The sequence below is a fragment of the Streptomyces sp. RLA131 genome, assembly GCF_056270125.1.
Map to the genome: position 1 here is coordinate 4,413,289 of NZ_JBWDOQ010000002.1, position 26,869 is coordinate 4,440,157.

The 26,869-nt window shown below is 70.7% G+C and carries 24 protein-coding genes and 1 tRNA gene; 8 read left to right on the forward strand and 17 right to left on the reverse strand.

The features are described 5' to 3' along the window. Positions 1–40: 40 nt before the first annotated feature. From RWE79_RS21010 to RWE79_RS21020, 3 genes are all read right to left on the reverse strand, one after another. Positions 41–232 (reverse strand): FxLD family lanthipeptide, encoded by a 192-nt coding sequence (locus RWE79_RS21010; RefSeq protein ID WP_384627860.1) that lies wholly within the window; start codon positions 230–232, stop codon positions 41–43. Positions 233–296: 64 nt separating this feature from the next. Then, entirely contained in the window at positions 297–1,526 is a 1,230-nt protein-coding gene (gene fxlM / locus RWE79_RS21015) for a methyltransferase, FxLD system (protein ID WP_475941609.1), read from the reverse strand. 293 nt (positions 1,527–1,819) lie between these two features. Further along, positions 1,820–2,239 (reverse strand): ATP-binding protein, encoded by a 420-nt coding sequence (locus RWE79_RS21020; protein ID WP_475941610.1) that lies wholly within the window; start codon positions 2,237–2,239, stop codon positions 1,820–1,822. Between the two features lie 241 nt (positions 2,240–2,480). Between RWE79_RS21020 and RWE79_RS21025 the strand changes: the two genes are divergently transcribed. Next, positions 2,481–3,905 (forward strand): Tat pathway signal protein, encoded by a 1,425-nt coding sequence (locus RWE79_RS21025; protein WP_475941611.1) that lies wholly within the window; start codon positions 2,481–2,483, stop codon positions 3,903–3,905. Positions 3,906–3,945: 40 nt separating this feature from the next. After that, entirely contained in the window at positions 3,946–4,422 is a 477-nt protein-coding gene (locus RWE79_RS21030) for an SAM-dependent methyltransferase (protein ID WP_475941612.1), read from the forward strand. Between the two features lie 41 nt (positions 4,423–4,463). On the opposite strand, the gene RWE79_RS21035 is transcribed toward RWE79_RS21030, so the two are convergent. The 5 genes from RWE79_RS21035 to RWE79_RS21055 form a co-directional block, all read right to left on the reverse strand. After that, positions 4,464–6,179 carry a relaxase/mobilization nuclease domain-containing protein gene (locus tag RWE79_RS21035; RefSeq protein ID WP_475941613.1) on the reverse strand — a complete coding sequence of 572 codons (1,716 nt, stop codon included), beginning with the start codon at positions 6,177–6,179 and terminating at the stop codon, positions 4,464–4,466. Continuing rightward, positions 6,176–6,721: a plasmid mobilization relaxosome protein MobC gene (gene mobC, locus RWE79_RS21040; protein ID WP_475941614.1), complete on the reverse strand. Its 546-nt coding sequence runs from the start codon at positions 6,719–6,721 to the stop codon at positions 6,176–6,178. Before mobC ends, RWE79_RS21035 begins: the two co-directional genes overlap by 4 nt. Before the next feature lie 236 nt (positions 6,722–6,957). Next, positions 6,958–7,926: a DUF2637 domain-containing protein gene (locus RWE79_RS21045; RefSeq protein ID WP_475941615.1), complete on the reverse strand. Its 969-nt coding sequence runs from the start codon at positions 7,924–7,926 to the stop codon at positions 6,958–6,960. Positions 7,927–8,063: 137 nt separating this feature from the next. Continuing rightward, positions 8,064–8,762: an ATP-binding protein gene (locus RWE79_RS21050; protein WP_475941616.1), complete on the reverse strand. Its 699-nt coding sequence runs from the start codon at positions 8,760–8,762 to the stop codon at positions 8,064–8,066. Between the two features lie 2 nt (positions 8,763–8,764). Further along, positions 8,765–9,706 carry a hypothetical protein gene (locus tag RWE79_RS21055; protein ID WP_475941617.1) on the reverse strand — a complete coding sequence of 314 codons (942 nt, stop codon included), beginning with the start codon at positions 9,704–9,706 and terminating at the stop codon, positions 8,765–8,767. Positions 9,707–10,222: 516 nt separating this feature from the next. On the opposite strand from RWE79_RS21055, the gene RWE79_RS21060 reads away from it, so the two are divergent. The 3 genes from RWE79_RS21060 to RWE79_RS21070 all read left to right on the forward strand — a co-directional run bounded on the left by RWE79_RS21060 (position 10,223) and on the right by RWE79_RS21070 (position 12,456). Continuing rightward, complete coding sequence (locus tag RWE79_RS21060; protein ID WP_475941618.1) at positions 10,223–10,741, forward strand: helix-turn-helix domain-containing protein; 519 nt, start codon at positions 10,223–10,225, stop codon at positions 10,739–10,741. Between the two features lie 261 nt (positions 10,742–11,002). Continuing rightward, positions 11,003–11,221 carry a helix-turn-helix domain-containing protein gene (locus tag RWE79_RS21065; protein ID WP_475941619.1) on the forward strand — a complete coding sequence of 73 codons (219 nt, stop codon included), beginning with the start codon at positions 11,003–11,005 and terminating at the stop codon, positions 11,219–11,221. Then, positions 11,221–12,456 (forward strand): tyrosine-type recombinase/integrase, encoded by a 1,236-nt coding sequence (locus tag RWE79_RS21070; protein ID WP_475941620.1) that lies wholly within the window; start codon positions 11,221–11,223, stop codon positions 12,454–12,456. The genes RWE79_RS21065 and RWE79_RS21070 overlap by 1 nt, the downstream gene beginning before the upstream one ends. A gap of 334 nt (positions 12,457–12,790) precedes the next feature. On the opposite strand, the gene RWE79_RS21075 is transcribed toward RWE79_RS21070, so the two are convergent. After that, positions 12,791–12,864: transfer RNA gene (locus RWE79_RS21075), tRNA-Gly, on the reverse strand. Positions 12,865–13,329: 465 nt separating this feature from the next. Between RWE79_RS21075 and dcd the strand changes: the two genes are divergently transcribed. Together dcd and RWE79_RS21085 are read left to right on the forward strand one after the other, a co-directional pair. Continuing rightward, positions 13,330–13,905 carry a dCTP deaminase gene (dcd, locus tag RWE79_RS21080; RefSeq protein WP_475941621.1) on the forward strand — a complete coding sequence of 192 codons (576 nt, stop codon included), beginning with the start codon at positions 13,330–13,332 and terminating at the stop codon, positions 13,903–13,905. A gap of 3 nt (positions 13,906–13,908) precedes the next feature. Beyond that, positions 13,909–14,409, forward strand: a complete 501-nt coding sequence (locus RWE79_RS21085) for a phosphoribosyltransferase (protein WP_475941622.1) — start codon at positions 13,909–13,911, stop codon at positions 14,407–14,409. Positions 14,410–14,524: 115 nt separating this feature from the next. On the opposite strand, the gene RWE79_RS21090 is transcribed toward RWE79_RS21085, so the two are convergent. From RWE79_RS21090 to RWE79_RS21110, 5 genes are all read right to left on the reverse strand, one after another. Next, positions 14,525–15,349, reverse strand: a complete 825-nt coding sequence (locus tag RWE79_RS21090) for a Yip1 family protein (protein WP_475941623.1) — start codon at positions 15,347–15,349, stop codon at positions 14,525–14,527. A 100-nt stretch (positions 15,350–15,449) separates the two neighbouring features. Continuing rightward, the gene (locus RWE79_RS21095) at positions 15,450–16,901 is read right to left on the reverse strand and encodes a hypothetical protein (RefSeq protein WP_475941624.1); all 1,452 of its coding nucleotides are present in this window, start codon (positions 16,899–16,901) and stop codon (positions 15,450–15,452) included. 175 nt (positions 16,902–17,076) lie between these two features. Beyond that, positions 17,077–18,564 carry an FG-GAP repeat protein gene (locus tag RWE79_RS21100; protein WP_475941625.1) on the reverse strand — a complete coding sequence of 496 codons (1,488 nt, stop codon included), beginning with the start codon at positions 18,562–18,564 and terminating at the stop codon, positions 17,077–17,079. A 186-nt stretch (positions 18,565–18,750) separates the two neighbouring features. Then, entirely contained in the window at positions 18,751–20,205 is a 1,455-nt protein-coding gene (locus RWE79_RS21105) for an FG-GAP-like repeat-containing protein (RefSeq protein ID WP_475941626.1), read from the reverse strand. A 184-nt stretch (positions 20,206–20,389) separates the two neighbouring features. Next, positions 20,390–21,460, reverse strand: coding sequence for a hypothetical protein (locus tag RWE79_RS21110; protein WP_475941627.1), 1,071 nt, complete (start codon positions 21,458–21,460; stop codon positions 20,390–20,392). 105 nt (positions 21,461–21,565) lie between these two features. On the opposite strand from RWE79_RS21110, the gene RWE79_RS21115 reads away from it, so the two are divergent. Beyond that, the gene (locus tag RWE79_RS21115; protein ID WP_475941628.1) at positions 21,566–22,333 is read left to right on the forward strand and encodes a DsbA family protein; all 768 of its coding nucleotides are present in this window, start codon (positions 21,566–21,568) and stop codon (positions 22,331–22,333) included. A 102-nt stretch (positions 22,334–22,435) separates the two neighbouring features. Here RWE79_RS21115 and RWE79_RS21120 read toward each other — a convergent pair whose 3' ends face one another. From RWE79_RS21120 to RWE79_RS21130, 3 genes are all read right to left on the reverse strand, one after another. Further along, entirely contained in the window at positions 22,436–23,899 is a 1,464-nt protein-coding gene (locus tag RWE79_RS21120; RefSeq protein ID WP_475941629.1) for an FG-GAP-like repeat-containing protein, read from the reverse strand. Positions 23,900–24,039: 140 nt separating this feature from the next. Next, on the reverse strand, positions 24,040–24,249 hold the full coding sequence (locus RWE79_RS21125) for a hypothetical protein (RefSeq protein ID WP_475941630.1): 210 nt from the start codon (positions 24,247–24,249) through the stop codon (positions 24,040–24,042). 173 nt (positions 24,250–24,422) lie between these two features. After that, on the reverse strand, positions 24,423–26,681 hold the full coding sequence (locus tag RWE79_RS21130) for a (Fe-S)-binding protein (protein WP_475941631.1): 2,259 nt from the start codon (positions 26,679–26,681) through the stop codon (positions 24,423–24,425). Positions 26,682–26,869: the final 188 nt, after the last annotated feature.

Here is a 26,869-nt window from a genome sequence, read left to right on the forward strand (position 1 = left end):
GGGGCCGGGCGGAGGAATCCGGCCCGGCCCCACAGGTGGGTCAGCCGCCGATGCAGGTGCTGTTGGAGCAGGCGGACTGGCAGGTCGAGCCGCAGCCGTCGCCGGTGTCGTTCAGCAGCCCGGCCACGACCGGGGCGGACGCGATGATCTCGATGTTGAGGTCGAAGTCCGAGTCGGAGCCGGCCGCGAAGTCCGTGGCGGCCTTGAGCGTGATGCTGCCCTGCGGTGCCATCTCGATGTCCTCCTGTGCAGGTGGTGGGATGTGCCTTACTGCCCGGTCCACAGCGCTCTCGGCGCTACGGCCAGGTGATCAGGACCCGCGTGTGCGGCCGGTCGACAATGCGGCCCGCGGGAAGCTGCTCGTCCGGCGTGCCCGCCGGGTGGATCTCGACCTGGGCCCGGTCGCCGCGGTGTTCGCGGTCCCAGACCTGGATCTCCTCGACCAGCCGTTCGGCGACTTTCTGGCCCTGCGGACCGTGGCCGATGGCACCGAGCTCGAACCGCTCCGGGTCGTCGGTGCGGCGTACCGTGCGGTAGGCGAAGCTGTCCCCGTCGACGAGCGTGGGCACGCCGAGCGGCGACACGGATGCGATCAGGCCGCGCTCGCGGGCGGCAGGTGTCCCAGCCATCAGCGGCAGGTTGTCCAGCGCGGTCGCAAGCCATAGATCCAGGTGCTCGTTCGACTCGTTGCCGGCGAGCGTCACCCTTGACCAGGCTTCGACGCGGGGGCTGCGCAGGGCGGCCCGCAGCCCGTCGACGTCCGGATCCGGGTGCCCGTCCAGGCGCAGGCCGACCTCCTCGCCCTTGATGTCGTGGAGCAGGACAAGGCGGACGCGGTTCTCCCCGGCGCCCTGCATCGGCACGAAGCCGCACAGCTCGACGCTGTCACTCACGAGGCGTTCGCCGTGCCTGACGAGCGAGACGGTGCGGGTCATACCGCGCATCCGCAGCGGCACGACGAGCCGACCGCCTTCGACGAGCTGCTCGACCCAGGCCGGTGGGATGTCGGCAGCCTGCACAGTAACCACGATGCGGTCATACGGGGCGTGCTCGGTCATGCCGTACTCGCCGTCGGCGGTGACGACCAGCACCCGCCGGTCATATCCGGTTTCCGCCAGGAACCGTTCGGCGCACGCGGTGACGTCGCGGTCGATGTCCACAGTGACGACCAGGCCCTGCGGGCCGACGATCTCAGCGAGGTAGGCGGCGTTGACACCGCCGGAGCCGATCTCCAGCACCCGCGTTCCTGGCTGGACGTCCGCCTGCTCGATCTGCATGGCCTGGATGCGGCCGGCAGACACCGAGCTGATGGCCACCCCGTCAGCGTCCTTCTTGGTGATCGCGGCGTATTCCGCCTGGTACGCCTTGCCCATATCCTCGCCGGGACTGGCCAGGTGCCGGGGAATCCGGCGGAACGCAGCTACGACGTGCGGGCTCCGGGCGGCACCCAGTTCGATCAGTTCCTCGACCATCGCGTCGCGCAACTGCTGTTCGGACATGGGGGACTTCGAGCTGTCAGTCGTCATGTCAGGGACGATATTCACGGACTTTCTCCTTCTCAGCGGTGCGCGCCCAACGGTGGCGTCAGATCAGAACGAGGCCCGCCGCGCACGGCCACGGGTTGTCGCTCCCTTGGGTGCGCGACGGGGTAGTGCCGGCCTGCCCGCTGTCAGGGCCCAGGCCCACCGCCCCCAGAGAGGCGGCGTGGTGCACTGTCCCCGGCAACCCGAGGTAGGGGGCCCGGGCGGCCGGGGACAGCGGTCTATGCGGCGACTGTCGCGACAGCAGGTGAGCGCGCTCACCGGGGTGGCGTCAGATTTCATGCGGCCCTCCTGAGGGGGAGGGGCAGAGTGGCCCAGACGGTTGTGCCGCCCTGGCCATTGGTCCGCCACCCGCAGTCCTCGGCGAGCGCGCGGACGATCAGCAGCCCCCGGCCGTCTTCGTCCTCGTCTTCGGGCTCGCGGTGGGTCGGCTCCTCCCTGGTGCCGTCGGTGACCTCCAGCAGGGCGAGACCGTCCTGTGCGACCAGCAGTACGCCTACGCCGATCCCCGATCCGTGCCGGATTGCGTTGCCGACGAGTTCACTGACGATCAACTCCATGTCCTCGGCCAGCTCCGCCACACCCCAGTCCCTTAACGCGCCTCGCAGCGCGCGGCGTACGCGGGCGACGAGGGCGGGGTCCGCAGCGATGTGCAGGCACATCGGCCGCAGGCCAGGGCTGGGAGGCGTGGCAGTCATGACGTCAGGTCAACTCCGGTGCATCGGCGTGCTGGTGGATACGTAGAGCGAACCGCGATCGGGGCATGCTGGGTATGGGGTCGAGGGCTTCGGAGTGGTCAAAGTGGTCAAAGATCATTGGTGATTACGGCCGCTGAGCAGGGTGGTTTCCGGCTGTTCCCCTGAAGGGCGTCGGCGTCGGCGGCTACGTTGGCCTGCACGGCGCGGCAACGGGGCATACCGCCAGGACAGCTCGGCAAAAGTGGTCAAAGATCGTTCGGCGTTTCGGGGGTGCCGCATGGCGCGTGAGCGAAATGAGCGGCTCGCCGCGCTCCTGGAGGAAGCTGGCTGGTCACGGGCCCAGGCCGCAAGTGCGTTCAACCGGGTCGCGCAGGAAAGCAAGCTGCTGGAGTTCGCGAGCATCGGCCGCTCCCACATCAGCATGTGGGTGGGCGGGACGAAGCCCTCGGGAGCAGCGCCCCTAATCTTGAGCCAGGCACTGTCCCGTCGTCTGAAGCGCGGTGTGACACCGGACGATCTCGGGTTCGCAGTTCCCGAAGCAGCAGCGCAGTGGGCGCTGGAATGGCGCGTGGATCCACTGATCGCGCTGACCGACCTGGGGAGAACGGACTTGGACGCGGACCGCAGGAGCCTGCTGGCCGGCGCGGTGTACTCGGTGGCCTCGCTCGCGCTGCCCGGCGAGGAGTGGTGGACCGCAATGGCCGAGACGCCGCAGCCATCAGCATCGCGTCACCGGCAGCACGTCGGGCGCGGTGATGTGGCCACCGTCCAGGAGCTCACCGTGGCCTTCTCCCGGATGGATCAGCAGCGTGGCGGCGGCCACGGCCGCAAAGCCCTGGTCCAGTACCTGCAATCGGATGTCGCGGCCTTCTTGCGTGGGACGTTCCCCAACGAGCAGGTGCGGCGCGACATGTTCTCCGCAGCCGGCGAGCTGGCCTACCTCTCGGGCTGGATGGCGTTCGACAACGCAGAACACGCCATCGCGCAGCGCTACTTCGTCTTGGCCGTGAAACTGGCCGCCCGCGCCGGCAACCCGCCCCTGACCGGCCACGTCCTGCGCGCCATGGCCCACCAGGCCATCGACCTCGGGTTTTACGAGCAGGCCCTCGACTTGTCGACGGCATCCATAGCGGGCCAGCGCTACGCGACGGCCACGCCCCGCGAACGCGCCCTGCTCGGCGTCGTACACGCCCGCGGCCTGGCGGCGAACGGGCGGAAGCAGGCGGCGGCGAAGGCACTGATCAGAGCTGAGGACGACCTCGCCTCGGCCAGCGAGGGCATCGTCGAGCCGAACCGTACGTTCTTCTTCGCCGAGGCGTCCCTCGCGCACGAGACCGCCTGCACCCTGCGGGACTGCGGAGACCGCCAAGGCGCCATCCGCCAGTTCCGGCACAGCGTCCGCACCCGCCGAGCCGACTTCCGCCGCACGCACGCGGTGACACTCGGCTACCTCGGCGCGACACAGATCGCCGGCGGCAGCGTGGAGGAAGCGTGCGCCACCTGGAGTGGCGTACTGGACGCCACGGAAGAGGGCATCTACTCAGGCCGGGCCCGGCAGGCGGTCGTCGACATGCGCCGGCTGGTCTCCCCGTACCGGCATCGCGGCATCCTAGCCGTCACTGCCCTGGACACTCGGGCCGCCGCGTATCTCGCCCGAGTAGATTGACCCCCGTCGCCACGCAGGTCGAAGGGGAGCGCAGATCGCAATGTCGAAGTCGCTGGAGATCAAGCCCATCGCCACCGTGATCGGTGGACGCACCGAGCCCACCGACGACCACTGGACCGGCACGGCCATCATCCGCCTGAACCCCGACTTCCCCGCCGAGGTCGTCCAGGGCCTGGAGGAGTTCTCCCACCTCCTCGTCGTCTGGCACTTCCACAAGGCCTCCCCCGACGACGTCGCCCTGCACGCCCGCAGCCCCCGCAACAACCCCCAATGGCCAACCACCGGCACCTTCGTCCACCGCAACCACCGCCGGCCCAACCAGCTCGCCCAGTCCTTCCCCCGACTGCTCAAGGTCGACGGCCTGGACCTCCACGTCACCGACCTTGACGCCATCGACGGAAGCCCGGTCTACGACCTCGCCCCGTACTTCCGGGAGATGGGCCCACGCGGCGAGATCCGCGAGCCTGCTTGGCCAAGCGAGATGCTCGCGGACTACTGGGACACCCCACAGAGCTGAGGCCCCGCCGCGAAGTACGGACGAGGCCATCAGCGCTGGGTTCAGCGGCGTCGGCCGGGACCTGCCGCCGGATCAGGGCGGGGCGACGGGACCGGTTCGGCGTGGACAGGCCCTGACGTCCGCGTCATCACCGTTGTGCGGGCCTGCGCGGCGAGGGCCCGGGCACTGGGGGCGGGCCGCTGGGCGAGTCGGTGGATGCGCCAGGTGAGGACTTGTGCGGGCGAGCGGGCGTCGTCCAGGGCTCGCTCGTCCGCGGCTTGCTGGAGGAGGCGTTCGGGGTCGTGGCCTGCGGCTTCGGCGCTGGTCAGGGCAGCGGCGAGTGCCCTCCAGTTGGGGTCGTCGAGGACCTGTTCGGCGTGCGCAGGCACGTAAGCACGTAGGTGCTGGGCGTGGCGTTCGATCGCGTGGGCCGGCGGTGTGCGCTGAGCCAGGATGGCCAGGGGTGCTGCTGCGGCCTGCTGGTAGGCGGTCTGCAGGTGGGCCAAGGTCTGGCGGGTGGCGGCCACTTGTTGGTCGTGGTGTCGGAGGTGGTGCCAGCGGGTGGCGGCGATGACGATGAGGACGGCTGCATCGAGGAACATCGCGAGGCCGGTGCCGTCTGGGGTGGTGGTTTCGCGGAGCATGGCGCGGACGGCGCCGCGTAGGGCGCGGGCGTGGTGGTGTTCGGCGTGGATGCGGGAGCGGGTGGCGCGTTCGAAGGCGGTGGCGGCCTGGCGGAGCTGGGGTCGGACGCCTGTGGGGGCGATGAGGGGGAGGGCGTCGAGGGCTTCGCCGAAGGCGGCGAGGTGGGCCTGGGCGGCTTGGTCGTCGTCTCGGTCGAGGAGGGTGGGGATGCGTTCGGCGGCGGCTGTGGCCTGGTGCCAGGGATCTGGCCTGCGCCGACTGCCGGGTTGCTGGGTGGTGAGCTGGGGTTCGGTGGCGGCCAGGCGTTCGTGGATCTTGGGGTAGGACAGGTCGGGGGCGAGGGTGGAGCCGGAGAACCAGATGGGCCGGCCTGCGGCGTTGATGTCGTCTTCGAGGGCGACCTTGTAGCCGCGTACATCGCCGGAAGGGAAGTGCTGGACCTCGACCAGCACACCCTCGGTCCGGGAGAGGAGGTCGACGAACTCTTCCGGGGTGGTGGCGATGGCGACCATGGTGCGGACGGTGGTGCGCAGGTGTTCGCGCGCGGTGCGCTGGCGGCCGGTGCGGTGGGCTTTCTCGGTCTCAGCGCGGGTGGCGCGATGTGCGGCTGTGCCGTCGCCGGGGTTGAGCTGGGTGAGGCCGTAGTCCTTTTCGATCTTGCGGCATTCGGCCTGGGAGCGATTGAAGTCCCAGGCGCTGCGAGGTTGGCGCAGATCGCCTCGGACGGCGGTGGCCAGGATATGGATGTGGTCGTCGGCGTGACGGACGGCGACCCAGCGGCAGCCGTCCGGGTCGCCTTCGGGCGCGATGCCGGTGGCGTGCAGGACGCGGCGGGCGATGTCGCCCCATTCGGCGTCGGTGAGGTGCCGGTCTTCGGGGGCGGTGCGGACCGAGCAGTGCCAGACGTGTTTCTTGGGGGCGCGGTCGCCGAGTTGGTTGACGCGCAGGTCCAGGGCGCGGGTGAGCTGGGCGATACCGGTGGTGAGGTCGAGGTCTCGGTCGCGTCCGGGGGCGGCGGCGAAGCCGTCCCAGGAGGCGACCAGGTGGGGGTCGATGTGGTCGGGGTTGCGGGTGTCGTAGAGGTAGTGGAGCAGGCCTCGGGTGCGTGAGCCGCGTCGGATGTTGGGGATCATCGGGCTCGCTTGCGTACGAGGGCGTGGGCGGCGTCGTCGATGCGGGTCAGGGTGCGGACCAGGTAGGCGAGGGCCTGGTCGAGTTCGCCGGGGCGGGGCTGGCCGTCGGTGTTGTAGACGCGGGCGATCTGGTTGATGTTGTTGCCGACGCGGGAGACCTGGCTGCGCAGGGCCGTGAGTTCGTCGATCGCCTGGTCCAGCTGGTCGTTGGCGCGGAAGGCGGGCAGGTGGCCGCGTGCGGCGGCCAGGCCGGCGTCGGCGAGGAACCCTGCGGGGAAGACGTTGGCCGCCTTCGCGGCGTCGGTGACTTCGGCCTTCTCCTGCGGTGTGTAGCGGGCGGTGATGCTGTCCTTGCGTTGCTTGGGCTGGTAGGGGCGGCGGCGTGGCCGACGGCCGGGGAAGGCGGGCTCGGGTTCGTGCTCGCCGGGGTGTCCTGCCTGTGGCGCCCCCTGGCGCCGCAGGTCCGGCTGGTTCCCGCGCGCCCTCGTGCGGGAACCAGCCGGCCCCTCGTCCCCCTGGGCGAGGGCATGCGCGGTGGACATCCCATTGGGATGTCCACCGCAGTAGCTTGCTCCGCCAAGGGTGGTGGGGGGATGGGCAGATGGGGCGAGCTGAGGATGGTTCACGGCTGTTCCTTGTGCGGTGGGACGCGCAGACGGGTGGGTTCTGCTGACCTGGCTGGTGATGGGGGTGGCCTTGGACGTTGTAGTGGTTGACGGGTTGGGGTGCCCGGCGAAGTGATGGCCGGTTCTCCGGGCACCCCGTGCGGTTGGCCGGTTCAGTCGGTGTGGGGGTGCGGCCGGGCCGCGTCACCGGGCTGGAGTTGCCGGAGGGCTTCGGCGATGCGCTCGTTGCCCGCCGATAGACCGTGGGCTTCGATGGCGCGGCGGGCCATGGCGCGGGTCAGCGGGCCGGAATCAGGGTGGGCCTGGGCGATGATCTCGGCGAGCTGTTCGATGGTCGCCTCCGCCCGGCGACCGCCCCGTACGGCCTGATCGCGGTGGCCGGAATCACCACCCTCGTGCTGACCAGGGCTGTCGTCGAGGACCACAGGCTCCTGGCTGTCCGTGTGGGGCTCGGCCGCCGCGTGCGGTTCGCTCTTCACGATGGATTCGGCGCATTCGGTAGTCGGCTCGCGGAGAGCGTTCGACAACTCCGGTCGCGTGTCCGTCTGGGTCGCGTCGGGGCGTGCGGCCGGAATCGCTGCTGGCTCGGCCGGAATCATGGACGGAGTTCCGGCCGACGCAATGTCGGTGGGTGTGGGGGGCTCGACGGGTCGGCTGTGGTGGGTGGCGTGGCGGGTGACGAGGATGTGGAGGTGGGTGGCTCCGCCGAGGGCCAGGGGTGCGATGGCGGAGAGGACGGCGACGGTGTGGTTGCCGAGGGTCAGGACGTGGATGCCGGGGGCGTTGAGGCGGACGGCGTGCAGGGCGTTGGCCCACAGGCTGGCGGCGGTGGCGGCGCCGAACAGGGCCCAGACGTAGAGCCTGGCGCCCAGGGACGCCTCGCGCAGGAGGAGGAGTGCGCGGATCCCGTATGCGATGAAGCCGTCTATGACGATCGGGAACAGGAAGCTCAGGGCCGGGGCGGTGTGGATGGCGACGGCGACTTGGCGCAGGGAATTGAAGGACAGGACGAACGCGGAGGTGCCGAGGGCGATGACGATGAGCCGGTCGAACCACAGGGGCCGACGCCATCGGCTCCCACTCAGACTCGGTGTGGTGGACGGCGGGGCGGTGGAGGGCATGCGAACTCCGAAAGCAGGTGGGGCGGCCGAGCGCGGGCAGGGCGGTTCCGCCGCTCGGCGCAGGGACGCGGCGGTGTCCGGGCGAAGGACCCGCGTGGTGCCGGGGTTAACCGCGGCTAAGGGGTGTGACGGGCCGGTTAGGCGGTGGTGTGCCGTCTGCGGTCGGTGCCGGTGAGGGTGACCCGCTCGGTCATCTCCGCGAGGCGGGAGGTGATGCGGTCGCCGAGGCCGGCGCGCAGGTCCCGGATGGGCAGGTTGGTGGTGAGCAGGGTCGGCAGCAATTGCTCGTAGCGGTGGTTGATGAGCCGGCAGGTCAGCTCTTCGGTCCACTCGGATGCCTTGGCCGCGCCGATGTCGTCCAGGACCAGCAGCGGGCAGCGCATCAGGGCCTGCAGGTCGCGTTCGGCGTCGTGGCCTTGGCGGGGGCGCTGGTTGGCGTATAGGTCGGCGGCGGTGGTGGCGTGCCAGCGCAGCCGGACCCCGGCGGTCAGCAGGGCGCGGATCGCGCCGTAGGCCTGGTGTGTCTTGCCGGTGCCGGTGGGCCCGGCCAGCAGGAGCGAGCCGCCCCGGGCGATACCCGAGGTCCCGTCAGGCCCGGGCCGGGCGGCACGGATGAGCTGCTGGATCCACGCTTGGACCTGGGGATGGTCGGCGAGGGCCGCCTGATAGCGGGGCGGGATGCGCACCTCCGCCGCCTGCAGGGCCGCGACGTGCCCACCAGCCGGTGCGACGGGGGCGAGGTGGGCCGACGGGTCGGTGGTGATGCCTCGGGCGGTGAGGATGCCGGACAGGCGGGTGGCCAGGGCTGTGGTGGCGAGGGGCTGTGGGTCGGGCATGGTCACAGCTCCTCGTCGTAGGCGGCCGGGTCCGTGGGGTTGGTCCACGGGGTGTGGCCGTGCACGGTAGCCGAGAATCCCGGCCGCGCTTTTTCGGCGGCCGCGGCGGGTGCGTTCATGACCTCGTTGACCAGGCTGGGCAGCACGCTGGGGCTGAGCCCTTTGGTGCGCAGGCGGTCCAGGGCGGTGCGGATGTGGGCGGGGTCGATGCGTTCGGCGAGGAGTTGGTTGATCTCGCGGCCGAGGTGGCCGAGGAACTTCTCGGGCGGCCGGTGGGCGCACGCGGTGACGTATTCGCGGATGAGCTGCTGGGCCGAGGCGATCTCGGGCGCGGGGGCGCTTGCGCCCCCCGAAGGAACAGATCCTAGGTCCAAGATCCTAGGTCCTAGATCCGGACCCTGAGGGCTCGGTGCGGACTCATAGAGGCCTCGGCGAGTATTCGTCGAATGCTCGTCGTATGCCTTTTGACCTGCTGATTCTTGATTCGATGCATTCTCGCGTTTCTCTCGCGAGCCCTCGGTGAGGACTCCGCGAGGGCTCGGTGACGCCTCAGCGAGCGCTCCGCGAGCCTTCGGCGAGGGCTCCGCGATTCGCTCGCCGTCGTGGACCGGGCAGGCGGGATTACGGGAGGCGCTGGGGCGGTCGATCTTCTGGTGGAGACGCCAGGTGACGAAGTGGAGGTACGCCTTGCTGCCGTCGGCGGTGTAGCGGCAGATGAGCCCCGCGTCGGCGAGCTGCTGCAGGTCGTCCTCGACGTCCATCGCCGTGTGCTCCGGCCGCAGGGGCCAGATCAGCCCGGCGATGATCGCGGCGTGGTCGCGGTGCCGGCCTCGGTCGTCGGCCTGGGTGAGCAGCCCGAAGAAGGTCCGTTCGGCGGACAGGGAGACCGAGGCGAGGGATTCGGAGATGAAGGCTTCGGGCTTGATGGTGCGAATGCGGGCCATGGGTCAGCACCACCCCTCGGCATGGAGGGGTGCGGGGTACGGCCCGTGGGCCGTAGGGTTGGGCATGGAACTTCCTCACCCGGTGGATTAAGGGGACTGCAACCCCGCCACCGTTGATCGTTCAGGGATGGGCGGTCGTAACGTCAGGGAGTCGTATCGGCCTCCGGTGCTCCAACACCGGGGGCCGATTTGTTGTCTGCGCGCGTGGCTGGCTACCACTGGCGGGACGGGAAACAGTACCCGATAGGTGCTCCGTCATGGAGCAGTTGCTCTAGCTATCCGTACAACTCTCCTTCTCGCTGGAGGCGTGCCGGACGCGTTATACACCCGAATCCCCGGTTCGCCCAACCGGGGATTCCCTGGACCATTGATCCTCACGTATCAGCACGTCGGAGGAGTAGTGGTGTGGTGGATTAGGCAACACGGAATGGTGAGCCCGTGGACGGGGCGGTACGGGGTGGCATGAATTTCGGAAGTGACTTGACGCGGCCGGGAACCTCGATCAACATCGCCGTCATGGCTACACGTCCCGTCGAGATCGACGCCACCGGCAAGCAGACCGCCGCCAATATCGAGCGGCTGCGCAGCACGCTGGGCATCAGCCAGCGGCAGCTCGCCGCACGGCTGACCGAGCTGGGCCGGCCTATCCCCGGCACCGCGCTCAGCAAGATCGAGCGCGGCGAGCGGCGGGTGGACGTCGACGACCTGGCGGCGTTCGCGATCGCGCTCGGCGTAGGCCCGGCCACACTGCTGCTGCCGCCGGTGGCCGACGACAGCGAGGTCAAGGTCACCGGCGCGGGCACGGTCACCGCCAAGGCTGCCTGGGACTGGGCCGACGGCGTCAGCCCCCTCCTGCCGCCGCCCGGCGAAGGTGAGGACGAAGGCGCGCTCGCGCACGCGATGCGAGCCCGCCCCGAGGGCAGACGGGCCGATTGCCTGACGGACGCCGACAGCTCCCAGCCCCTGGCGCGGCTCACCAAGACCGAGCTGATCCAGCTCCTGGACAACCTGAAGGATGCGCTGAGCACTTCATGACGAACGTGTCGTACGAGCAGAACCGGCGGAGACGCCAGGCCCTGGCCTGACCCCGCCGTTTGCGGTCTGCGGTGTTGGAGCACCGACGGCCGGACGACCCCTGAACGACGTAACGACCGCCCATCCCTGAACGATCAACCACGGCACGCCCGGAGTTTGCAGCTCCATACCGGCTGCCGGATGAGGACTTTTCCTTGCCCCGAATACCGATTTGCCCTGCCCTCTTCGCCTGCGCCGACGTGGCCGAGGGGGTGATGGACCATGGCTGAGCGCTACCTGTCGCTGCCCGAGGTCGCCGAGCGGCTGGGCACCGGCCCGCGCTTCGCTCGCCGCCTTGTCGAAGAACGCCGCATCGCGTACGCCAAGTTCGGCAAACACGTCCGGATCGCCGAGACCGTGCTGGAGGCCTATATCGAGGCCCGTACCGTCCAGCCGCCCGCAGCCCGCCGCACCCGGTCCAACTACCGGAAGGCGGCCTGATGGCGAAGCGGAAGAGCGCGAAGCGCCGGTTCGGCGCGGTGCGGCAGTACACCTCCGGTCGCTGGACCGCCAGCTACGTGGATCCGACCGGACTGCGCCGCCGAGCACCGGAGACCTTCGAGACGAAGACCGACGCCGACATCTGGCTCTCCCAGATCGAGGCCGACCTCACCCGTGGCGACTGGACGGACCCGGACACCGGCGCGGTGAACTTCGAGGAGTACGCCCTGCGCTGGATCGACGAGCGCAAGCTCGCCGCCACCACCGACGAGCTGTACCGGCGGTTGATGCGCCTCCACCTCCTTCCCACCTTCCGAGGCCTCGACCTCGACGAGATCATGCCGCCCCGCGTCCGGGCCTGGCGGGCTGAACGACTGGAGGCCACCGGCGCGACGACGGTCGCCAAGTCCTACCGCCTGTTGAAGGCGATCATGGAGACGGCGACCGACGACGAGTTGATCCGCCGCAACCCGTGCCGGATCAAGGGCGCGGGCCGGGAGGAGGCCGACGAGCGTCCTGTCGCCACCGTCGAGCAGGTGGACGACGTCGCTGACGCCATGGGCCCACGCTGGCGCCTGATGGTCTACTTCGCCGCGTACGCCAGCCTCCGCCCGGAGGAGCAGGCCGAGCTGCGGCGGACCGACGTGATCCTGCCCGAGGAGCCCGACTCGCGGCAGCGGAGGCAGGACGCCGAACGCGACCCCATCCTCTTGCTGATCACCCGCGCCTCGCCCGAGCTGGCCACCGGCCGCAGGGTTACCGGTGACCCGAAGTCCCGGGCAGGGAAGCGGACCGTCGTCCTGCCCGACTTCCTGCACATCGACGTGAAGCGGCACCTCGACTGGTTCGCGTCCAAGGATCCCGACGGGCTGCTCTTCGTCGGAGAGCGGGGAGCCCCTTTCCGCCGGTCCACGTTCGGACGGAAGTGGCGCAAGGCCCGAGCCAAGGCGGGGCTGCCCGAGGGCTTTCGCTTCTACGACCTGCGCCACACCGGCAACACCCTGGTGACGCAGTCGGGCGGCACGCTCAAGGACGTCATGGTGCGCGCTGGCCAGTCCTCGGAGAAGGCTGCGCTGATCTATCAGCACTCTCCGCTGGCGCGGCAGAAGGAGGTTGCCTCCGGGCTCGACAGCCTCGTACGGGCCGGCCGGGAGGCCGTCGCGGAGAAGCGGAGCGACGAGGGCTCCGACGCGGCGCACCACTCAAGTGGTGCGCGAGTGGTGCGCCGCGCCTGATCCGCGTTCAGGAGGCGTCGGTGAGGTTGCCCCGAGATGGAGGATTACGCCGAGACATTCCATCCAACCTCCCTGGTCAGTAACGGAGTTGGCGGCCACGGCGTGGCCGGGGAACTCGGCGCGGCAGGCGAGAAACCGACGGCTTCCATGTGGTGCAGGTCACAGGAAGGGGGTCTCGTGATTCGAGATGGCATTCGAGTAATTGTTCGACATGGCTGGGAAGGGTGTGCGCTGAGGCTCTATTTGAGCCCCAAGTGGTGCGCAAGTGGTGCGGAGGCCCTAAAGAGGTCTAGACAACAAACAAGCCCCAGGCCTCTGACCTGGGGCTCAAGCGTGGAGCGGGTGACGGGAATCGAACCCGCGCTCTGAGCTTGGGAAGCTCATGTTCTACCATTAAACTACACCCGCGAAGATCGCCGTCAGGCGGTTCATCGTCGCACACTGTACCTCATGGCGGGCCCCGGACGCATGCGTTCAGGGGCCTTCTTGGTGTGGTGAAGCGGGGTGCGGGGAGGGTGGGGCGGGGCGTAGGTTGGGGGTGCTTGCTGGTGCGGGTGGGGGCGGAGTGCCGCGTGTGGGTGGGGTGGTTGATCCCCTAATGTGGCTTTCGTCGTTGGCGTCCCGGGGAGAAGGGGAGCGATGGATCGCACCGTCGTTCGTTGTGCCGAGGGGCACGTGTTCAGCACCACCGCGTTTCCGATGCAGAATCTCGGGGCCGACCGGCTGGGGCCGGGGCGGTTGATCCGGTGTCCGAGGTGTGCGCGGCTGAGGAGCGCGGTGCCGGTGGATGTGCGGGAGTTGCAGAAGTAGCAGCCACGCGGTCCGGGGCGGGTGGATTCGGCTGGGCCGCGTGGTCCGCGTAACCTTCGATGCGTGCTTCTCTCTGACAAGGACATCCGGGCCGAGATCGACAACGGACGGGTGCGGGTGGACCCGTACGAGCCGTCGATGGTGCAGCCGTCGAGTATTGACGTCCGGCTGGACCGGTTCTTCAGGGTGTTCGAGAACCACCGGTATCCGCACATCGATCCCGCGGTCGAGCAGTCCGATCTGACGCGGCTGGTGGAGCCGGAGGGGGATGACGCGTTCATCCTGCATCCGGGTGAGTTCGTGCTGGCGTCGACGTACGAGGTCATCACGCTGCCGGACGATGTCGCGTCGCGGCTGGAGGGGAAGTCGAGCCTGGGGCGGCTGGGGCTGCTGACGCACTCCACGGCGGGGTTCATCGACCCGGGGTTCTCGGGGCATGTGACGCTGGAGCTGTCGAACGTGGCGACGTTGCCGATCAAGCTGTGGCCGGGGATGAAGATCGGGCAGCTGTGTCTGTTCCGGCTGACGTCGGCGGCGGAGTTCCCGTACGGGTCGGACAAGTACGGCTCGCGTTACCAGGGGCAGCGGGGGCCGACGGCGTCGCGGTCGTATCTGAACTTCCACCGGACGCAGGTCTGAGGCATGGGGGCTGACGTGCGGGAGAACCTGACGTACGAGGGCTTCGGGCGGGCCGTGCGCGAGCTGGCGCAGACGATCGCTGACGACGGCTACGAGCCGGACGTGGTGCTGTCGATCGCGCGGGGCGGGGTCTTCGTGGCGGGCGGGCTGGCTTACGCGCTGGACTGCAAGAACATCCACCTGGTGAATGTGGAGTTCTACACGGGGGTCGGGACGACGCTGGAGATGCCGGTGATGCTGGCGCCGGTGCCGAACGCGATCGACTTCTCGCGGAAGAAGGTCCTCATCGCCGACGATGTGGCCGACACCGGCAAGACGCTGAAGCTGGTGCGGGACTTCTGTGTGGATCATGTCGCGGAGGTGCGCAGCGCGGTGATCTACGAGAAGACGCAGTCGCTGGTGAAGTGCGAGTACGTGTGGAAGCGGACCGACGAGTGGATCAACTTCCCGTGGAGTGTCGAGCCGCCGGTGGTGCGGCGGGCGGGGCAGGTGCTGGACTCGTAGGTCCGCGGGAATGCGGGAATGCGGGAATGCGGGAATGCGGGAATGCGGGAATGCGGGATACGTAGATACGTGGGTAAGGGGCGCTCTTCCTTGAGGGCGCCCCTTACACGTGCGGTCAGATGACCGGGAGCTTGAAGAGCACCAGCAGGGCGATGAGCTGGATCGAGGCGGCGCCGAGGGCCTTGGCCCAGGGGAGGTCGTGGGACTTGCTGACCATGGAGGTGAGCAGGGCCGCGCAGGCGAGCCAGGTGATCCAGCCGAGGACCTGGACGAAGCTGTTGGCGCCGCCGAGGAAGATCGCGAAGAGCAGGCGAGGGGCATCGGTGAGGGCGGTGATGAGCATCGCCAGGCCGATGGTGGGGGCCCACGCGCCGTCGCCGCCGAACTGGCGGGCGAGGGCGTTGGTGACCGCGCCGAGCATCAGGCCGGAGAGGATGACCGCGATGGCGGTGCTGAGCATCCAGGGGATGCTGGTGGAGAGGGTGGCGTTGAGTACGTCCTCGCGGGCGGCGTCGAAGCCGAAGACGGCGAGCAGGCCGTAGAGGAACGTGACGATCAGGGCCGGGGCCCAGACCTGGCGGTCGCGCATCTGCCAGAAGGTGGCGGCCGGGCGCAGCACGATGCCGCTGATCAGCTGCTTCCAGGGCAGGCGGGGGCCGGACGGGGGGCCGGTGGTCTGGCCGGCGCGGTAGGTGGCGACGTGGTCCTGGTCGCCGTGGTCCTGGTCGCCGTGCGGGTCGTAGGCGTCCGGGCCACCGTCGATGGAGAAGGCGCGGGTGTGGCCGGGGTTGTCGTCGTACGACGGCGCGGCGGGGCCGTAGCCCGGCTGCGGGGTGCCGAAGTACTCGGGCTCGCCCTCGGAGGCAGCGGGGGTGTAGCCGTACTGCTGCTGCCCGTGGGGGGTGTTCTGCTGTCCGTGTGTGTTCCTGAATCCAGCCACGTCTTCGAAATTACCCGGTCCGGGCGGGCGGGGGGATGGGCCCCCGCCCGCCCGGCGGCATTGCTGCCAAGCTGTGACAGATGACAGATCGTGCCGTGTCTCAGTTGGCGAAGTTGGCGCCCAGGAGGGGCGAGCCGGTGGTGGAGACGCCGAGGGCGCTGGGGGCGAGGCCAACGGCGCCGGTGGTGGTGATCCCGGTGCCGTTGGAGCGCAGGCCGGTGACGGATCCGTTGCCGCTGTTCTCGCCGAGGGCGCCGATGGTGAGGTCGGCGGCGCCGTCGCCGTTGACGTCGTCGAGGTGGACGTCGGAGCCGAAGTAGTCGTAGTCCTCGTTGGAGCCGGGGACGCCGGCGGTGTCCTGGGTGAGGTACTGGATGCCGCTGGTGGTGTCGATGCCGGAGGTGGAGCCGTACAGGACGGTCACGGCGCCGGTGTCGGTGTCGGAGCCGATGTCCTCGGCCCAGGTGCCGACGGCGAGGTCCTGGTAGCCGTCGGCGTTGACGTCACCGAGGACGAGTTCGCCGCCGAAGCCGTCGCCGGTCTCGGAGGAGCCGGGGATGGAGCCGGAGTCCTGGGTGAAGGTGGTGCTGGTGGCCGGGCCGGAGGCGGAGCCGGAGGTGATCTTCACCTTGCCGCCCTTGGAGGCGCCCGGGACACCGCTGTCGGCGTCCCACTCGATACCGATGACGATGTCGCCGTAGCCGTCGCCGTTGACGTCACCGATGGCGGTGATGATGCCGGCGGAGAGCTTGACCGCGTTGGTGGTGCTCAGGCCGGAGGCGGAGCCGGGGAGGTAGTAGTTGGCGTTCCACCCGGCTTCGCTGGTGGTCTCGTAGCCGTTGACGACCAGGTCGGCGCGGCCGTCGTCGTTGACGTCGCCCGCGGTGAGGTTGAGCGGGCCGGCGCTGCCGGAGGCGATGTCGGGCTTGACGGTGTAGCGGCCGCCGGGGGTGCCGCTGCTGTTGATGCCGCCCTTGTAGACGTAGATGGTGCTGACGGTGGAGCCGATGGCCAGGTCGTCGGTGCCGTCGCCGTCGTAGTCGGCGGCGGCCAGCGACTGGCCCCACTTGTCGTGGCTGCCGGCCGCCGGGTCGGCGATGGTGGTGCCGCCGGTGAGGCCGCTCGCGGAGCCCCAGAGCAGGACGACGGTGCCGCCGTCGGTGTCGGATCCGACGTCCTCGTACTTGGCGGAGACGGCGAGGTCGCTGAAACCGTCCTTGTTGAAGTCGCCGATGGCGCTGACCCCGCCGAAGCCGTCGCCGGTCTCGGCGGTGCCGGGGACACCGGAGGTGTTCTGGCTGATGGTCTTGCGCTTGGCGGAGGTGAGGCCGTTCGCGGAGCCGTAGAGCGCGACGATCTGGCCGGCGCCCTTCTTGCCGGAGACGTACGCGCTGCTGGCGGAGATGGCGACATCGGCGTAACCGTCGCCGTTGAAGTCGACCTTGGCGCCGGTGACGGTCGCGGAGGCGGTGCTCGCGGCGACCGCCAGCAGGCTGCCGGTGAGGGCGGCCGCGGCGGTCGTCGCGAGGGTGAGACGTATGCGCTTGTGCATGCTGGTGCTTCTCCTGTGCATGCGGGGGATGCGTGCGGAGCATCCAATGCCGTTTAGGGGTGCCGTTCGGCCGCTTTTGCCCGGAATTCATGAGGGCGTAAGCCGGCGTTGGCGTATCCCAGACCATTGGAAGGGCACAGGGGTTGTACAGGAGAGGCCAAATATTTTTCCGGGGCTACTGGGACAGGGCGGCTCCGAAGCGGGCCTGGGCGGTGGGGGCGGACAGGGCGGCGCCGTCGAAGGTCCATACCGGGGTGCGGGTGAGGACCCAGGCGAAGCCGTTGCCGTAGTTCTCGCCGGGGGCGGTGGCGACCAGGACGCCGCCGATGACGCGCACCGCGCCGCCGAAGAGGTCGGCGGCCTCGGCGGTGCCGGGGACCGAGGCGGTGTTCTGGTTGTACGTCCGCACCGAGGCGGCGGTCAGGCCGCCGGCGGAGCCGCGCAGCAGCCAGACGGCGCCCGCGTCGGCCGTGCCGCCGATGTCCTCGCCGTCGGAGCCCACGGCCAGGTCGGCGTAACCGTCGCCGTTGATGTCGCCGAGGGACAGGGCGGAGCCGAAGCGGTCGCCGAGTTCGGCGGTGCCGGGGACGCCGGGGGAGTCCTGGTTCCAGATCGTGGCGGATCCCGAGGCGCCGCCGGGGCCGTCGGGGCCGCCGTAGAGGACGGCGACATTGCCGGGGGAGTCGTCGTAGCCGTCGTGGTCGATGTAGCTGGGCTCGCCGGTGACCAGGTCGTCGTAGCTGTCGCCGTTGATGTCGCCGGAGGCGCCGGTGGAGCCGCCGGCGACGTCACGGATGTACGTCAGCCCGTCCGGGCCACCGCGCAGGTACGCGGACCAGCCGGACTGCTCGCCGTCGAGGTCGAACTGGATGCCCAGGACGGTGAGGTCGTCGGCGCCGTCGTGGTCGTAGTCGCCGGCGGTGAGGCCGCCGGCCTGGACGGCGCCGGTGTCCGCCGCGGAGCGGGCCGCACGGGCCACGCGGGTGGTGTGGGTGGTGTGGGCGGTGCGGGCGGTGCGGGCGGTGCGGGCCGTCGACCTGGCGGTGGCCGCGGAGAAGGAGTACGTCAGGAGGCTGTCCCCGGAGAGCACGGCGAGCTGCTGGCTGCCCTCGGCGTCGAAGTCACCGGCGGCGAGGGCGAGTCCGTGGCGGTTGCCGGCGGTGGGGGTGTCGTCCTGGAGCCAGGTGCCGGCGCCCGCGAGGCCCGACGCGGAGCCCCACAGCACGGTGACGCCGCCCGCGTCGGCGACGGTCCCGATGTCCTCGCCCGGTACGCCGACGGCCAGGTCGGCGTAGCCGTCGTGGTCGAAGTCGCCGGAGGCGGTCGTGGTGCCGAAGCCGTCCCCGGACTCGGGGGTGCCGGGCACGCCGCTCGAACTCTGGTTGACGACACGGCGGTTGGTGGTCCTGAAGCCGCCGGCGGAGCCGTAGAGCACGGCGACGTAACCCGCCTTGGGCTTGCCGCCCACGGTCGCGGCGGGGGCGGAGACGACGAGATCGGCGTAGCCGTCGCGGTTGAAGTCGTCGTGCGACGCGGCGGGGGCGGCGGCTGCGCCTGCCGGGCCGGTGGCCAGCAGCAGGGACGCCCCGAGGGCCGCGGTGACGGTGGCGGCGACGGTGGCGGTGCGGACAGTCGGACGGATTCTGCGGTTCGTGCGACGCATGGAGCGCTCCAGACGGTGGTGGTGGCGCAGGCCGGGCACCGAGCGCGGGGGTCACGGCAGCGGGCCCGTTCCTCTGCCGTCGTCTGGTTGGACGGAGGAACGGGCCCGAAGGTTGTACGGTTTATGATCTTTTGGAAGGTATTGCGGTCAACTGCGGTGGTGTGGGGGTCTCGTTACTGCTCCGGGTCAGCCGAGTACGGAGCCGAACTTGCGGTCCTTGAAGGTGAAGCCGAAGGCCGGGGCGCTGAACGACAGTGCGCCGGCGGACGAGATCCCGCCGGACGAGCCGCGCAGTACCCAGTCGGCGCCGTCCTCGTAGCCACCGCCGCCCGCGATGCCCTCGCCGGGGCCGGACACGGCCAGGTCGGCCATGCCGTTGCCGTCGAGGTCGGCGAGGGCGAGGCCGCCGCCGAAGTGGTCGCCGGCCTCGTTGGCGCCGGGGATGCCGCTGGTGCCCTGGTGGACGGTCTGGGCACCGGTGGTGGTCAGGCCGTGCGAGGTGCCCTTGAACAGCACGACGTCACCGGCGTAGTTGTGGCCGGGGAGACCCTCGTACGGGGCGCCCACCACCACGTCGGCCCGGCCGTCGCCGGTGACGTCGCCGACGGCGACGGCGGCCGCGAAGCTGTCGGCCTTCTCGTCGCTGCCCGGGACGCCGGGGGTGCCCTGGTGGTACAGGACCCTGGCGCGGGTCGCTCCGGGCCCGGAGGGGCCGCCGTAGCGGACGGTGAAGCTGCCGGAGCCGCCGGAGGGGTCCTCGACGCCGCTCACATAGACGTCGGGGGCGCCGACGACCAGGTCCGCGTACCCGTCGCCGTCCAGGTCGCCGACGGCCAGGTCGGTGGCGAGGTCGGCGACCGAAGTGCCGTTGCCGAGGGCGCCCTTGGGGGTGAGGCCGTCGGCGCTGCCCGCGTACCAGTTCAGGACGCCGCCGCTGCCGTCGTTCGCGGCCAGGTCGTCCCTGCCGTCGCCGTTGAGGTCGCCGGCGACGATGCGGCCGGCGGTGGTGGCGGTGGTCAGGACGCGCGGGGCGGCGGCCGGTCCGGTCCGGGTGAAGCCGCCCTCGTAGAGGAAGAGCCGCTGCCCGCCGCCCGCGGCGAGGTCGGCGGTGCCGTCGCCGTCGAAGTCGCCCACGGCGAGGGTCTTGCCGAGGCCGGAGACGCCGACGCCGGTGTAGTGGAGCGCGATGCCGCCGTACGCCAGGCCCGTGGGGCCGCCCCAGGCGATGGTGACCATGCCGGTACGGGTGCCGCCGATGTCTTCCAGCGGGGTGCCGACGACCAGGTCCGCGTACCCGTCGCCGTCCAGGTCGCCGCTGGTCAGGGCGGTGCCGAAGGCGTCGGAGACCTCGGCGGAGCCGGGTATGCCCGCCGTGTTCTGGCTGAGGACGGTGCGGCGGGTGGTGGCCACGCCGCCCGGGGAGCCGTACAGCGCCAGCACGTTGCCCGCCCGCGCCTTGCCGTCGACGTCGGCCTTGGGGGTGGCGACGGCCAGGTCGCGGTATCCGTCGCCGTTGAAGTCGTACGGCTTCGCCGCCGGGGCCGCCGGGGCCGCGTGCGCGGTGGCGGCCGGCACCGCCAGGCAGGCGGCGGCCATGGCGGCGGTCACGGTGGTGGCGAGAGCGAGGGAGCGTACGCGCACGGTGTCTCCAGATCTCCGGCTTCGGTCTCGGCAACTGCGGCTCGGCAACTGCGGCTCGGCAACTGCGGGTCGGGAACTGCGGCTCGGCGGGCCGCAGGCCCGCAGCTTTGTGACCTGTGTGGCGTACCAAAGGTTGTGCGGGGACGAGCGGCCGGTGAGCGTGACAGCTTCGCCGCCCTCGTCGTCAACTTCCCCCGGTGAACAGGCTGGTGGCGAAGGAGAGCGTGGGCCCGGTGGTGAGGCCGTCGGCGGTACCGGGGAAGACCGCCACCTGGTCGGTGGTGCCGTCCCGGGAGGCCCGTACGACCAGGTCGTCGTGGCCGTCGCCGTCGAGGTCGGCGAAGGCCAGGACCACGCGGTAGCCGGGGCTGTGCCCCGCGCTCTTCTCCGGCGGCAGGGTGAAGGCGGGTACCTGGTGGGCGCGGGCCCCGCCGAGGCCGGTGACCGCGCAGTCGGGGGTGGCCGAGGAGGCCGGGGAGCCGCTGGTGCCGAACGGCCCGCGCAGATAGTGCACCCGGGAGGCGGAGGTGGCGGTCATCATGACCAGGTCCTGGTCGCCGTCGCCGTCGAAGTTCCCGCAGACGACGGGTGACACGAAGCCGATGATGTTCGGGCCGCCGGTGCGGGGCGGGTCGGCGGGCACCCGCAGCGGCACCCGCTTCGTGCCGGGGCCCTCGGGGCCGCCGCGCAGTATCTCGTAGCGGGCGTCCGTGGCGGAGGCGGCGTTGTGGGAGTACTGCGGCGCGGTGATGAGGACCAGGTCGGTGTAGCCGTCGTCGTCCAGGTCGAAGGCCGGGCCGGCGCTGACCCGGGCCGCGGCCGAGGCCGGGGCCGGGGCCGCCGTGGCGCCGGCCGTGGTCGTGCCGGTGCCGGTGGCGGTGCCGGTGCCGGTGTTGGCGGTGGTGGCGGACATGCCCGTGACCAGCTGCCGGGTGGCGGGCCGCAGCCCGTGCGCCGAGCCGTAGACGACGCCGATGCCGGTGGTCTCGCCGCCGATGCCGCCGCTCGCGGGTCGCAACCGGTCGAGGAGCAGGTCGCGGTGGCCGTCGCCGTTGAAGTCGTCGGCGGTGTCGCTGCCGTCGCCGCGCGGTATCTCCTCGGCCGGCGTCGGGCTCGCGGCGGCCGTGGAGGCCGTGGCGCTCGCGGCGTTCGCGCCGGGCGCCGGGCCCGTGCCGCAGCCGGTGAGTAGCAGCGCGGCGGCCGCCGCGTACACGGCGGCCGCGGGCGCCGTACGGACGGAAGTCATCACGGGCATGACGGGTTGGACTCCGGCCGCCCGGAGGTGGTTGTTCCGCGTTACCCAATCGTGCCCGCGAGCCCCTAGCGTTCGGGGCAACGAGTAACCGGAAGGGACCAATTGATGAGTGTCACGGCTGTACGAACCGCCGGGCGCGCCGCGGCCGCCGCTGCCGCCGCCGTGCTGGTCGCGGTGTCGCTGACGGCGTGCGATCCGCTGGGTGCGGTGACGACCGACTCCGACTCCAAGGCCTCGCCGTCCTCGACGGCCTCCGCCACCGGCGGCCCCGAGCTGTCCGACCCCGCTGTCCTCGCCTCGATACCGGCGAAGCTCGGCGCGGACGGCACCACGATCACCGTCGGCGACGCGTCCGCGAAGAACACCGTCCAGGTCTACGAGGATCTGCGCTGCCCGATCTGCAAGAGCTTCGAGACCGCCTCCGGCACCACCCTGGTCGCCCTCGCCAAGTCCGGCAAGGTCAAGATCCAGTACACCCTGGCCTCGTTCCTGGACGGCAACCTCGGCGGCAACGGCTCCAAGCGGGCCGCCAACGCGCTGCGGGCGTCGGTGGAGCAGGGCAAGTTCGTCGCGTACCACGAGGCGCTCTACGCCAACCAGCCCGAGGAGACCAAGGACGGCTTCACCGCCGACTTCCTGCTCTCCATCGCGGACAAGATCGACGGCCTGCGCGGCACGGCCTTCGACGCCGCCGTGAAGAAGGGCACGTACGACAGCTTCGTGCGCAAGTCCGAGAAGGCCTTCGAGAGCAGCGGTGCGGCGGGCACCCCGTATGTGAAGGTCAACGGCAAGGAGGTGGCCGCGGCGGACGCCGCGAAGCTGCACGACCCGGACCAGTTCGCGCAGTTGCTGAAGGACTACGGGGTCAAGTGAGCCCGCGTGGCGGCCCGCCCGCCCGCGCGGGCCGGGCCGGCCGCCACGACGACCTCGGCCGGTGACGACCTCGGCCGGTGACGGCGTCAGCCGGTGACGGCGTCAGCCGGTGACGGGCGCGCCGAGCTCGGGGTAGGCGTCCTCGCCGGTGGCCAGTCCGAGCGTCCCCGCGGCGAAGCCCACGGCGCCGGTCGTGACGATCCCGCCGGCGGAGCCGCGCAGCGAGGTGATGGCCCCGTACCCGCCGTTCTCGCCGGGGGCGCCGACGGCGAGGTCGGCCCGGCCGTCGTGGTTGGTGTCGGAGAGGGCGACCGCCTGGCCGAAGTAGTCCTGGCTCTCGGCGGCGCCCGGGACGCCCGCGGTGTCCTGCTGGAAGCTGTACGAGCGGGAGCCCGAGCCGGCGGCCAGGCCCTCGGCGCTTCCGTGGAGCACGGTGACCGCGCCGGTGTACGTGCCGCGGCCGGCGGTCTCGCCGTTCGCGCCGACGGCGAGGTCGGCATGGCCGTCGCGGTTGATGTCCCCGAGGGCGACGGAGTACCCGAACGCGTCGTACTCCTCGGAGACCCCCGGCACGCCCGGGGTGCTCTGGGTGATGGTGACCGCGGGGCGCGAGCTGTCGACGCCCTTCGCCGAGCCGTACGTCAGGGTGACCTTGCCGCCGGTGACCCCGCCCGGCACCTCGGCGTATTCGTACGGCTGGCCGGTCACGATGTCGTCGTAGCCGTCGCCGTCCACGTCGCCCAGCGCCACCGAGCGGGCGCGGCCCGGCTCGCCGGCGGCGGTGCGTTCGGCGGGGACGCCGGGGGACAGGTACAGGGCGGTTCCGCCGTCGTTCCTGGGGTCGGCGCCCACCACGAGGTCGTCGGTGCCGTCGCCGTTCACGTCACCGGAGGCGAGCGACACGATGCCGGAGGGGGTTTCGGGCAGCGCGGAGGCGTCGAAGGTGCTGATGCCGAAGGACGGGGCCGTTGTGGTGCCGCCGCTGCGGTAGAGCCACACGTCCGTGCCGCCCGCCTCGCTCACCGCGAGGTCGTCGTCACCGTCGCCGTCGAAGTCCCCGGCGGCCAGGGCCATGCCGATGCTCTGCAGAAAGGCGGAGGACGGCTGGCTCAGCACGGTGCCGCCGTGCAGCCCGTTCGTACCGCCCCACAGCACCGTCACCGTGCCCCGGTCCGGCCCGCCGCTGGTGGTGTCCTCCCACGGGCTGCTGACGGCGAGGTCGGTGTAGCCGTCCCGGTCGAAGTCCCCGGCGGCGGTCGCGGAGCCGAAGCCGTCGTAGTCCTCGGAGGCGCCCGGCACACCGCTGGTGCTCTGGCTGATGACCTTGGTCCTCGACGCCTTGGGGCCGGTCGCGGAGCCGTAACCGACGGCCACCGCCCCGGCTCCGTGGTGGCCGCCGATGACCGACCCCGGTGCCGACACGGCGAGGTCGCCGTACCCGTCCCCGTTGAAGTCGGCGGTGGGTTCGGGGACGGCCGCGGTGGCGGTGGCCGCGCTCAGCGGCACCAGGCCGGTGGCGGCGAGTACGACGAGCAGGGCTGTGCCGGGCACGGTTTGTCTGCGCATGGCTGTAAGACGTCCGCGGTGGCCGAAACGTTGTAGGTGAAGGGACGGGCGGCCGTTGCCCCGTGTGGCAACGGCCGCCCGGCGTCGGACGGTGCTCTGGGCGCCGCCGGTCGCCGCGCCGAACTCCGCATGGTCGTACTTCACCGTGATTCCGGCCTTCGTGCCGACCACGTCGGCCCTGCGTGGCCGAAGCGGTCCCCGGTCTTGGCCGTGCCCGGCAGTGCGGTGGTGTGCCGGCTGTACGCCTTGGCGCCGCTGCCGGTCAGTCCGGCGGACGAGCCGCGCAGCAGGACGGCGTCGCCGGCGTACGTCCGCGTGCCGATGGCCTCGCCGTACGCGCCGACCAGCACGTCGACGTAGCCGTCGCCGTTGACGTCGCCGGCCCCACCGGCCGGTGCGGCCGGTCGAAGCCGGAAGGCCGGTTCCCGCCCGGTGAGGGGCGGGAACCGGCCTTCGCGTGCTGCCGTGCTGCCGTGCTGCCGTACTTCGGGATTCGCGCTTCGGGACTGGCGCTTCGCGGGCGCTACTTCACCGGCTCGGGCTCGGCCTCGGAGTCCGCGGCGGCCTCGGCCGCCGGGGTCCTGACCGAGTCCAGCAGCAGCTGCGACACGTCGACGACCTGGAGGTTCTCCTTGGCCTTGCCGTCGTTCTTCCTGCCGTTGACGGAGTCGGACAGCATCACGAGGCAGAACGGGCAGGCGGTGGAGACGATGTCCGGGTTGAGGGACAGCGCCTCGTCCACGCGCTCGTTGTTGATGCGCTTGCCGATCCGCTCCTCCATCCACATGCGCGCGCCGCCGGCGCCGCAGCAGAAACCGCGCTCCTTGTGGCGGTGCATCTCCTCGTTGCGCAGGCCGGGCACCTTGGCGATGATCTCGCGCGGCGGTGTGTAGACCTTGTTGTGGCGGCCCAGGTAGCACGGGTCGTGGTACGTGATGATGCCCTCGACCGGCGTGACCGGGACCAGTTTGCCCTCGTCCACCAGGTGCTGGAGCAGCTGGGTGTGGTGGATGACCTCGTACTCGCCGCCGAGTTGCGGGTACTCGTTGGCGATGGTGTTGAAGCAGTGCGGGCAGGTCGCGACGATCTTCTTCTTGGACTTGGGGAGCCTGGTCGACTCGTCCTCGTCGTCCTCGCCGAAGGCCATGTTCAGCATCGCGACGTTCTCCGCGCCGAGCTGCTGGAACAGGAACTCGTTGCCCATGCGGCGGGCGGAGTCACCGGTGCAGTTCTCCTCGCCGCCCATGATCGCGAACTTCACGCCCGCGATGTTCAGCAGCTCGGCGAAGGCCTTGGTGGTCTTCTTCGCCCGGTCCTCCAGGGAGCCCGCGCAGCCCACCCAGTACAGGTACTCGACCTCGGTGAGGTCCTCGATGTCCTCGCCGACCACCGGGACCTCGAAGTCGACCTCCTTGACCCAGGCCAGGCGCTGCTTCTTGGGCAGGCCCCACGGGTTGCCCTTCTTCTCCAGGTTCTTGAGCATCGTGCCGGCCTCGCTCGGGAACGAGGACTCGATCATCACCTGGTAGCGGCGCATGTCGACGATGTGGTCGATGTGCTCGATGTCCACCGGGCACTGCTCGACGCAGGCGCCGCAGGTGGTGCAGGACCACAGCACGTCCGGGTCGATGACGCCGTTCTCCTCCGCCGTCCCGATCAGCGGCCGCTCGGCCTCCGCGAGGGCCGCCGCCGGCACGCCCGCGAGCTGCTCGGCGGTGGCCTTCTCCTCGCCCTCGGCGTCCTTGCCGCCGCCGGCCAGCAGGTACGGCGCCTTGGCGTGGGCGTGGTCGCGCAGCGACATGATGAGCAGCTTCGGCGACAGCGGCTTGCCGGTGTTCCAGGCCGGGCACTGCGACTGGCAGCGGCCGCACTCGGTGCAGGTCGAGAAGTCGAGGATGCCCTTCCAGGCGAAGTGCTCCACCTGCGAGACACCGAACTGGTCGTCCTCGCCCGGGTCCTCGAAGTTGATCGGCACGCCGCCGCTGGCCATCGGCTGGAGCGCGCCGAGCGCGGTCGCGCCGTCGGCGTTGCGCTTGAACCAGATGTTGGGGAAGGCGAGGAAGCGGTGCCAGGCCACGCCCATGTTGGTGTTCAGCGCGACGGTGATCATCCAGATCAGCGACACGCTGATCTTGATCATCGCGGTGAGGTAGATCAGGTTCTGCAGCGTGGCGACGCCCAGTCCCTTGAAGGCGAGCACCAGCGGGTACGAGACGAAGTAGGCGGCCTCGTAGTGGTCGACGTGCTGAATGGCGCCTTCGAGGCCGCGCAGGGTCAGGATCGCCAGGCCGATGGTGAGGATGACGTACTCGACGAAGTACGCCTGCCAGGCCTTGGAGCCCGCGAACCGGGACTTGCGGCCCGCGCGGGAGGGCAGGCTGAGGAGCCGGATCGCCATCAGGATCACGATGCCGACCACGGTCATCAGGCCGATGAACTCGATGTACAGCTCGAACGGCAGGAAGCCGCCGATGACCGGCAGCGTCCAGTCCGCCTGGAACAGCTGCCCGTAGGCCTGCGCCAGGGTCGGCGGCAGCGTCAGGAAGCCGATCGCCACGAACCAGTGCGCGAAGCCGACGATGCCCCAGCGGTTCATCCGCGTGTGGCCCAGGAACTCCCGGGCCAGCGTGAGGCTGCGCTGCTTGGGGTCGTCCGTCCGGCTGCCGGCCGGTACGGGCTGGCCGAGCTTCACGAAGCGGTAGATCTGCGCGACGGCGCGGCTGATGAGCGCAACGCCGACCGCGGTGAGGACCAGCGACACGATGATCGCGGCGAGTTGCATCAGGGGGCTCCTCGGGACCTGCGAGAGCGGCACATACAAGTTCTTACTAAGCAGTAACTTATCCGGTTCTCACGAGATTACCGCCTTCCGTCGGCCACCTGTAGCCGCCCGGCCGGTGATCTGCGTCGCGCGCACGGCCCGTCCGGTACCCCGAGGATCCGGTAGCACTCCGGGACCACTCCTGACCT

Excerpts from the sequence above, each read along its gene's own strand:
- RWE79_RS21055 (WP_475941617.1), bottom strand. The coding sequence starts at position 9,706 with ATGGCCCGCATTCGCACCATCAAGCCCGAAGCCTTCATCTCCGAATCC.
- RWE79_RS21130 (WP_475941631.1), bottom strand. The coding sequence starts at position 26,681 with ATGCAACTCGCCGCGATCATCGTGTCGCTGGTCCTCACCGCGGTCGGC.
- RWE79_RS21085 (WP_475941622.1), top strand. The coding sequence starts at position 13,909 with ATGGGGGCTGACGTGCGGGAGAACCTGACGTACGAGGGCTTCGGGCGG.
- RWE79_RS21020 (WP_475941610.1), bottom strand. The coding sequence starts at position 2,239 with ATGACTGCCACGCCTCCCAGCCCTGGCCTGCGGCCGATGTGCCTGCAC.
- RWE79_RS21065 (WP_475941619.1), top strand. The coding sequence starts at position 11,003 with ATGGCTGAGCGCTACCTGTCGCTGCCCGAGGTCGCCGAGCGGCTGGGC.
- RWE79_RS21110 (WP_475941627.1), bottom strand. The coding sequence starts at position 21,460 with ATGCCCGTGATGACTTCCGTCCGTACGGCGCCCGCGGCCGCCGTGTAC.
- RWE79_RS21095 (WP_475941624.1), bottom strand. The coding sequence starts at position 16,901 with ATGCACAAGCGCATACGTCTCACCCTCGCGACGACCGCCGCGGCCGCC.
- RWE79_RS21070 (WP_475941620.1), top strand. The coding sequence starts at position 11,221 with ATGGCGAAGCGGAAGAGCGCGAAGCGCCGGTTCGGCGCGGTGCGGCAG.
- RWE79_RS21120 (WP_475941629.1), bottom strand. The coding sequence starts at position 23,899 with ATGCGCAGACAAACCGTGCCCGGCACAGCCCTGCTCGTCGTACTCGCC.
- mobC (WP_475941614.1), bottom strand. The coding sequence starts at position 6,721 with ATGTCCACCGCGCATGCCCTCGCCCAGGGGGACGAGGGGCCGGCTGGT.
- RWE79_RS21010 (WP_384627860.1), bottom strand. The coding sequence starts at position 232 with ATGGCACCGCAGGGCAGCATCACGCTCAAGGCCGCCACGGACTTCGCG.
- RWE79_RS21100 (WP_475941625.1), bottom strand. The coding sequence starts at position 18,564 with ATGCGTCGCACGAACCGCAGAATCCGTCCGACTGTCCGCACCGCCACC.
- fxlM (WP_475941609.1), bottom strand. The coding sequence starts at position 1,526 with ATGACGACTGACAGCTCGAAGTCCCCCATGTCCGAACAGCAGTTGCGC.
- RWE79_RS21035 (WP_475941613.1), bottom strand. The coding sequence starts at position 6,179 with ATGATCCCCAACATCCGACGCGGCTCACGCACCCGAGGCCTGCTCCAC.
- RWE79_RS21060 (WP_475941618.1), top strand. The coding sequence starts at position 10,223 with ATGGCTACACGTCCCGTCGAGATCGACGCCACCGGCAAGCAGACCGCC.
- RWE79_RS21030 (WP_475941612.1), top strand. The coding sequence starts at position 3,946 with ATGTCGAAGTCGCTGGAGATCAAGCCCATCGCCACCGTGATCGGTGGA.
- RWE79_RS21050 (WP_475941616.1), bottom strand. The coding sequence starts at position 8,762 with ATGCCCGACCCACAGCCCCTCGCCACCACAGCCCTGGCCACCCGCCTG.
- RWE79_RS21115 (WP_475941628.1), top strand. The coding sequence starts at position 21,566 with ATGAGTGTCACGGCTGTACGAACCGCCGGGCGCGCCGCGGCCGCCGCT.
- RWE79_RS21045 (WP_475941615.1), bottom strand. The coding sequence starts at position 7,926 with ATGCCCTCCACCGCCCCGCCGTCCACCACACCGAGTCTGAGTGGGAGC.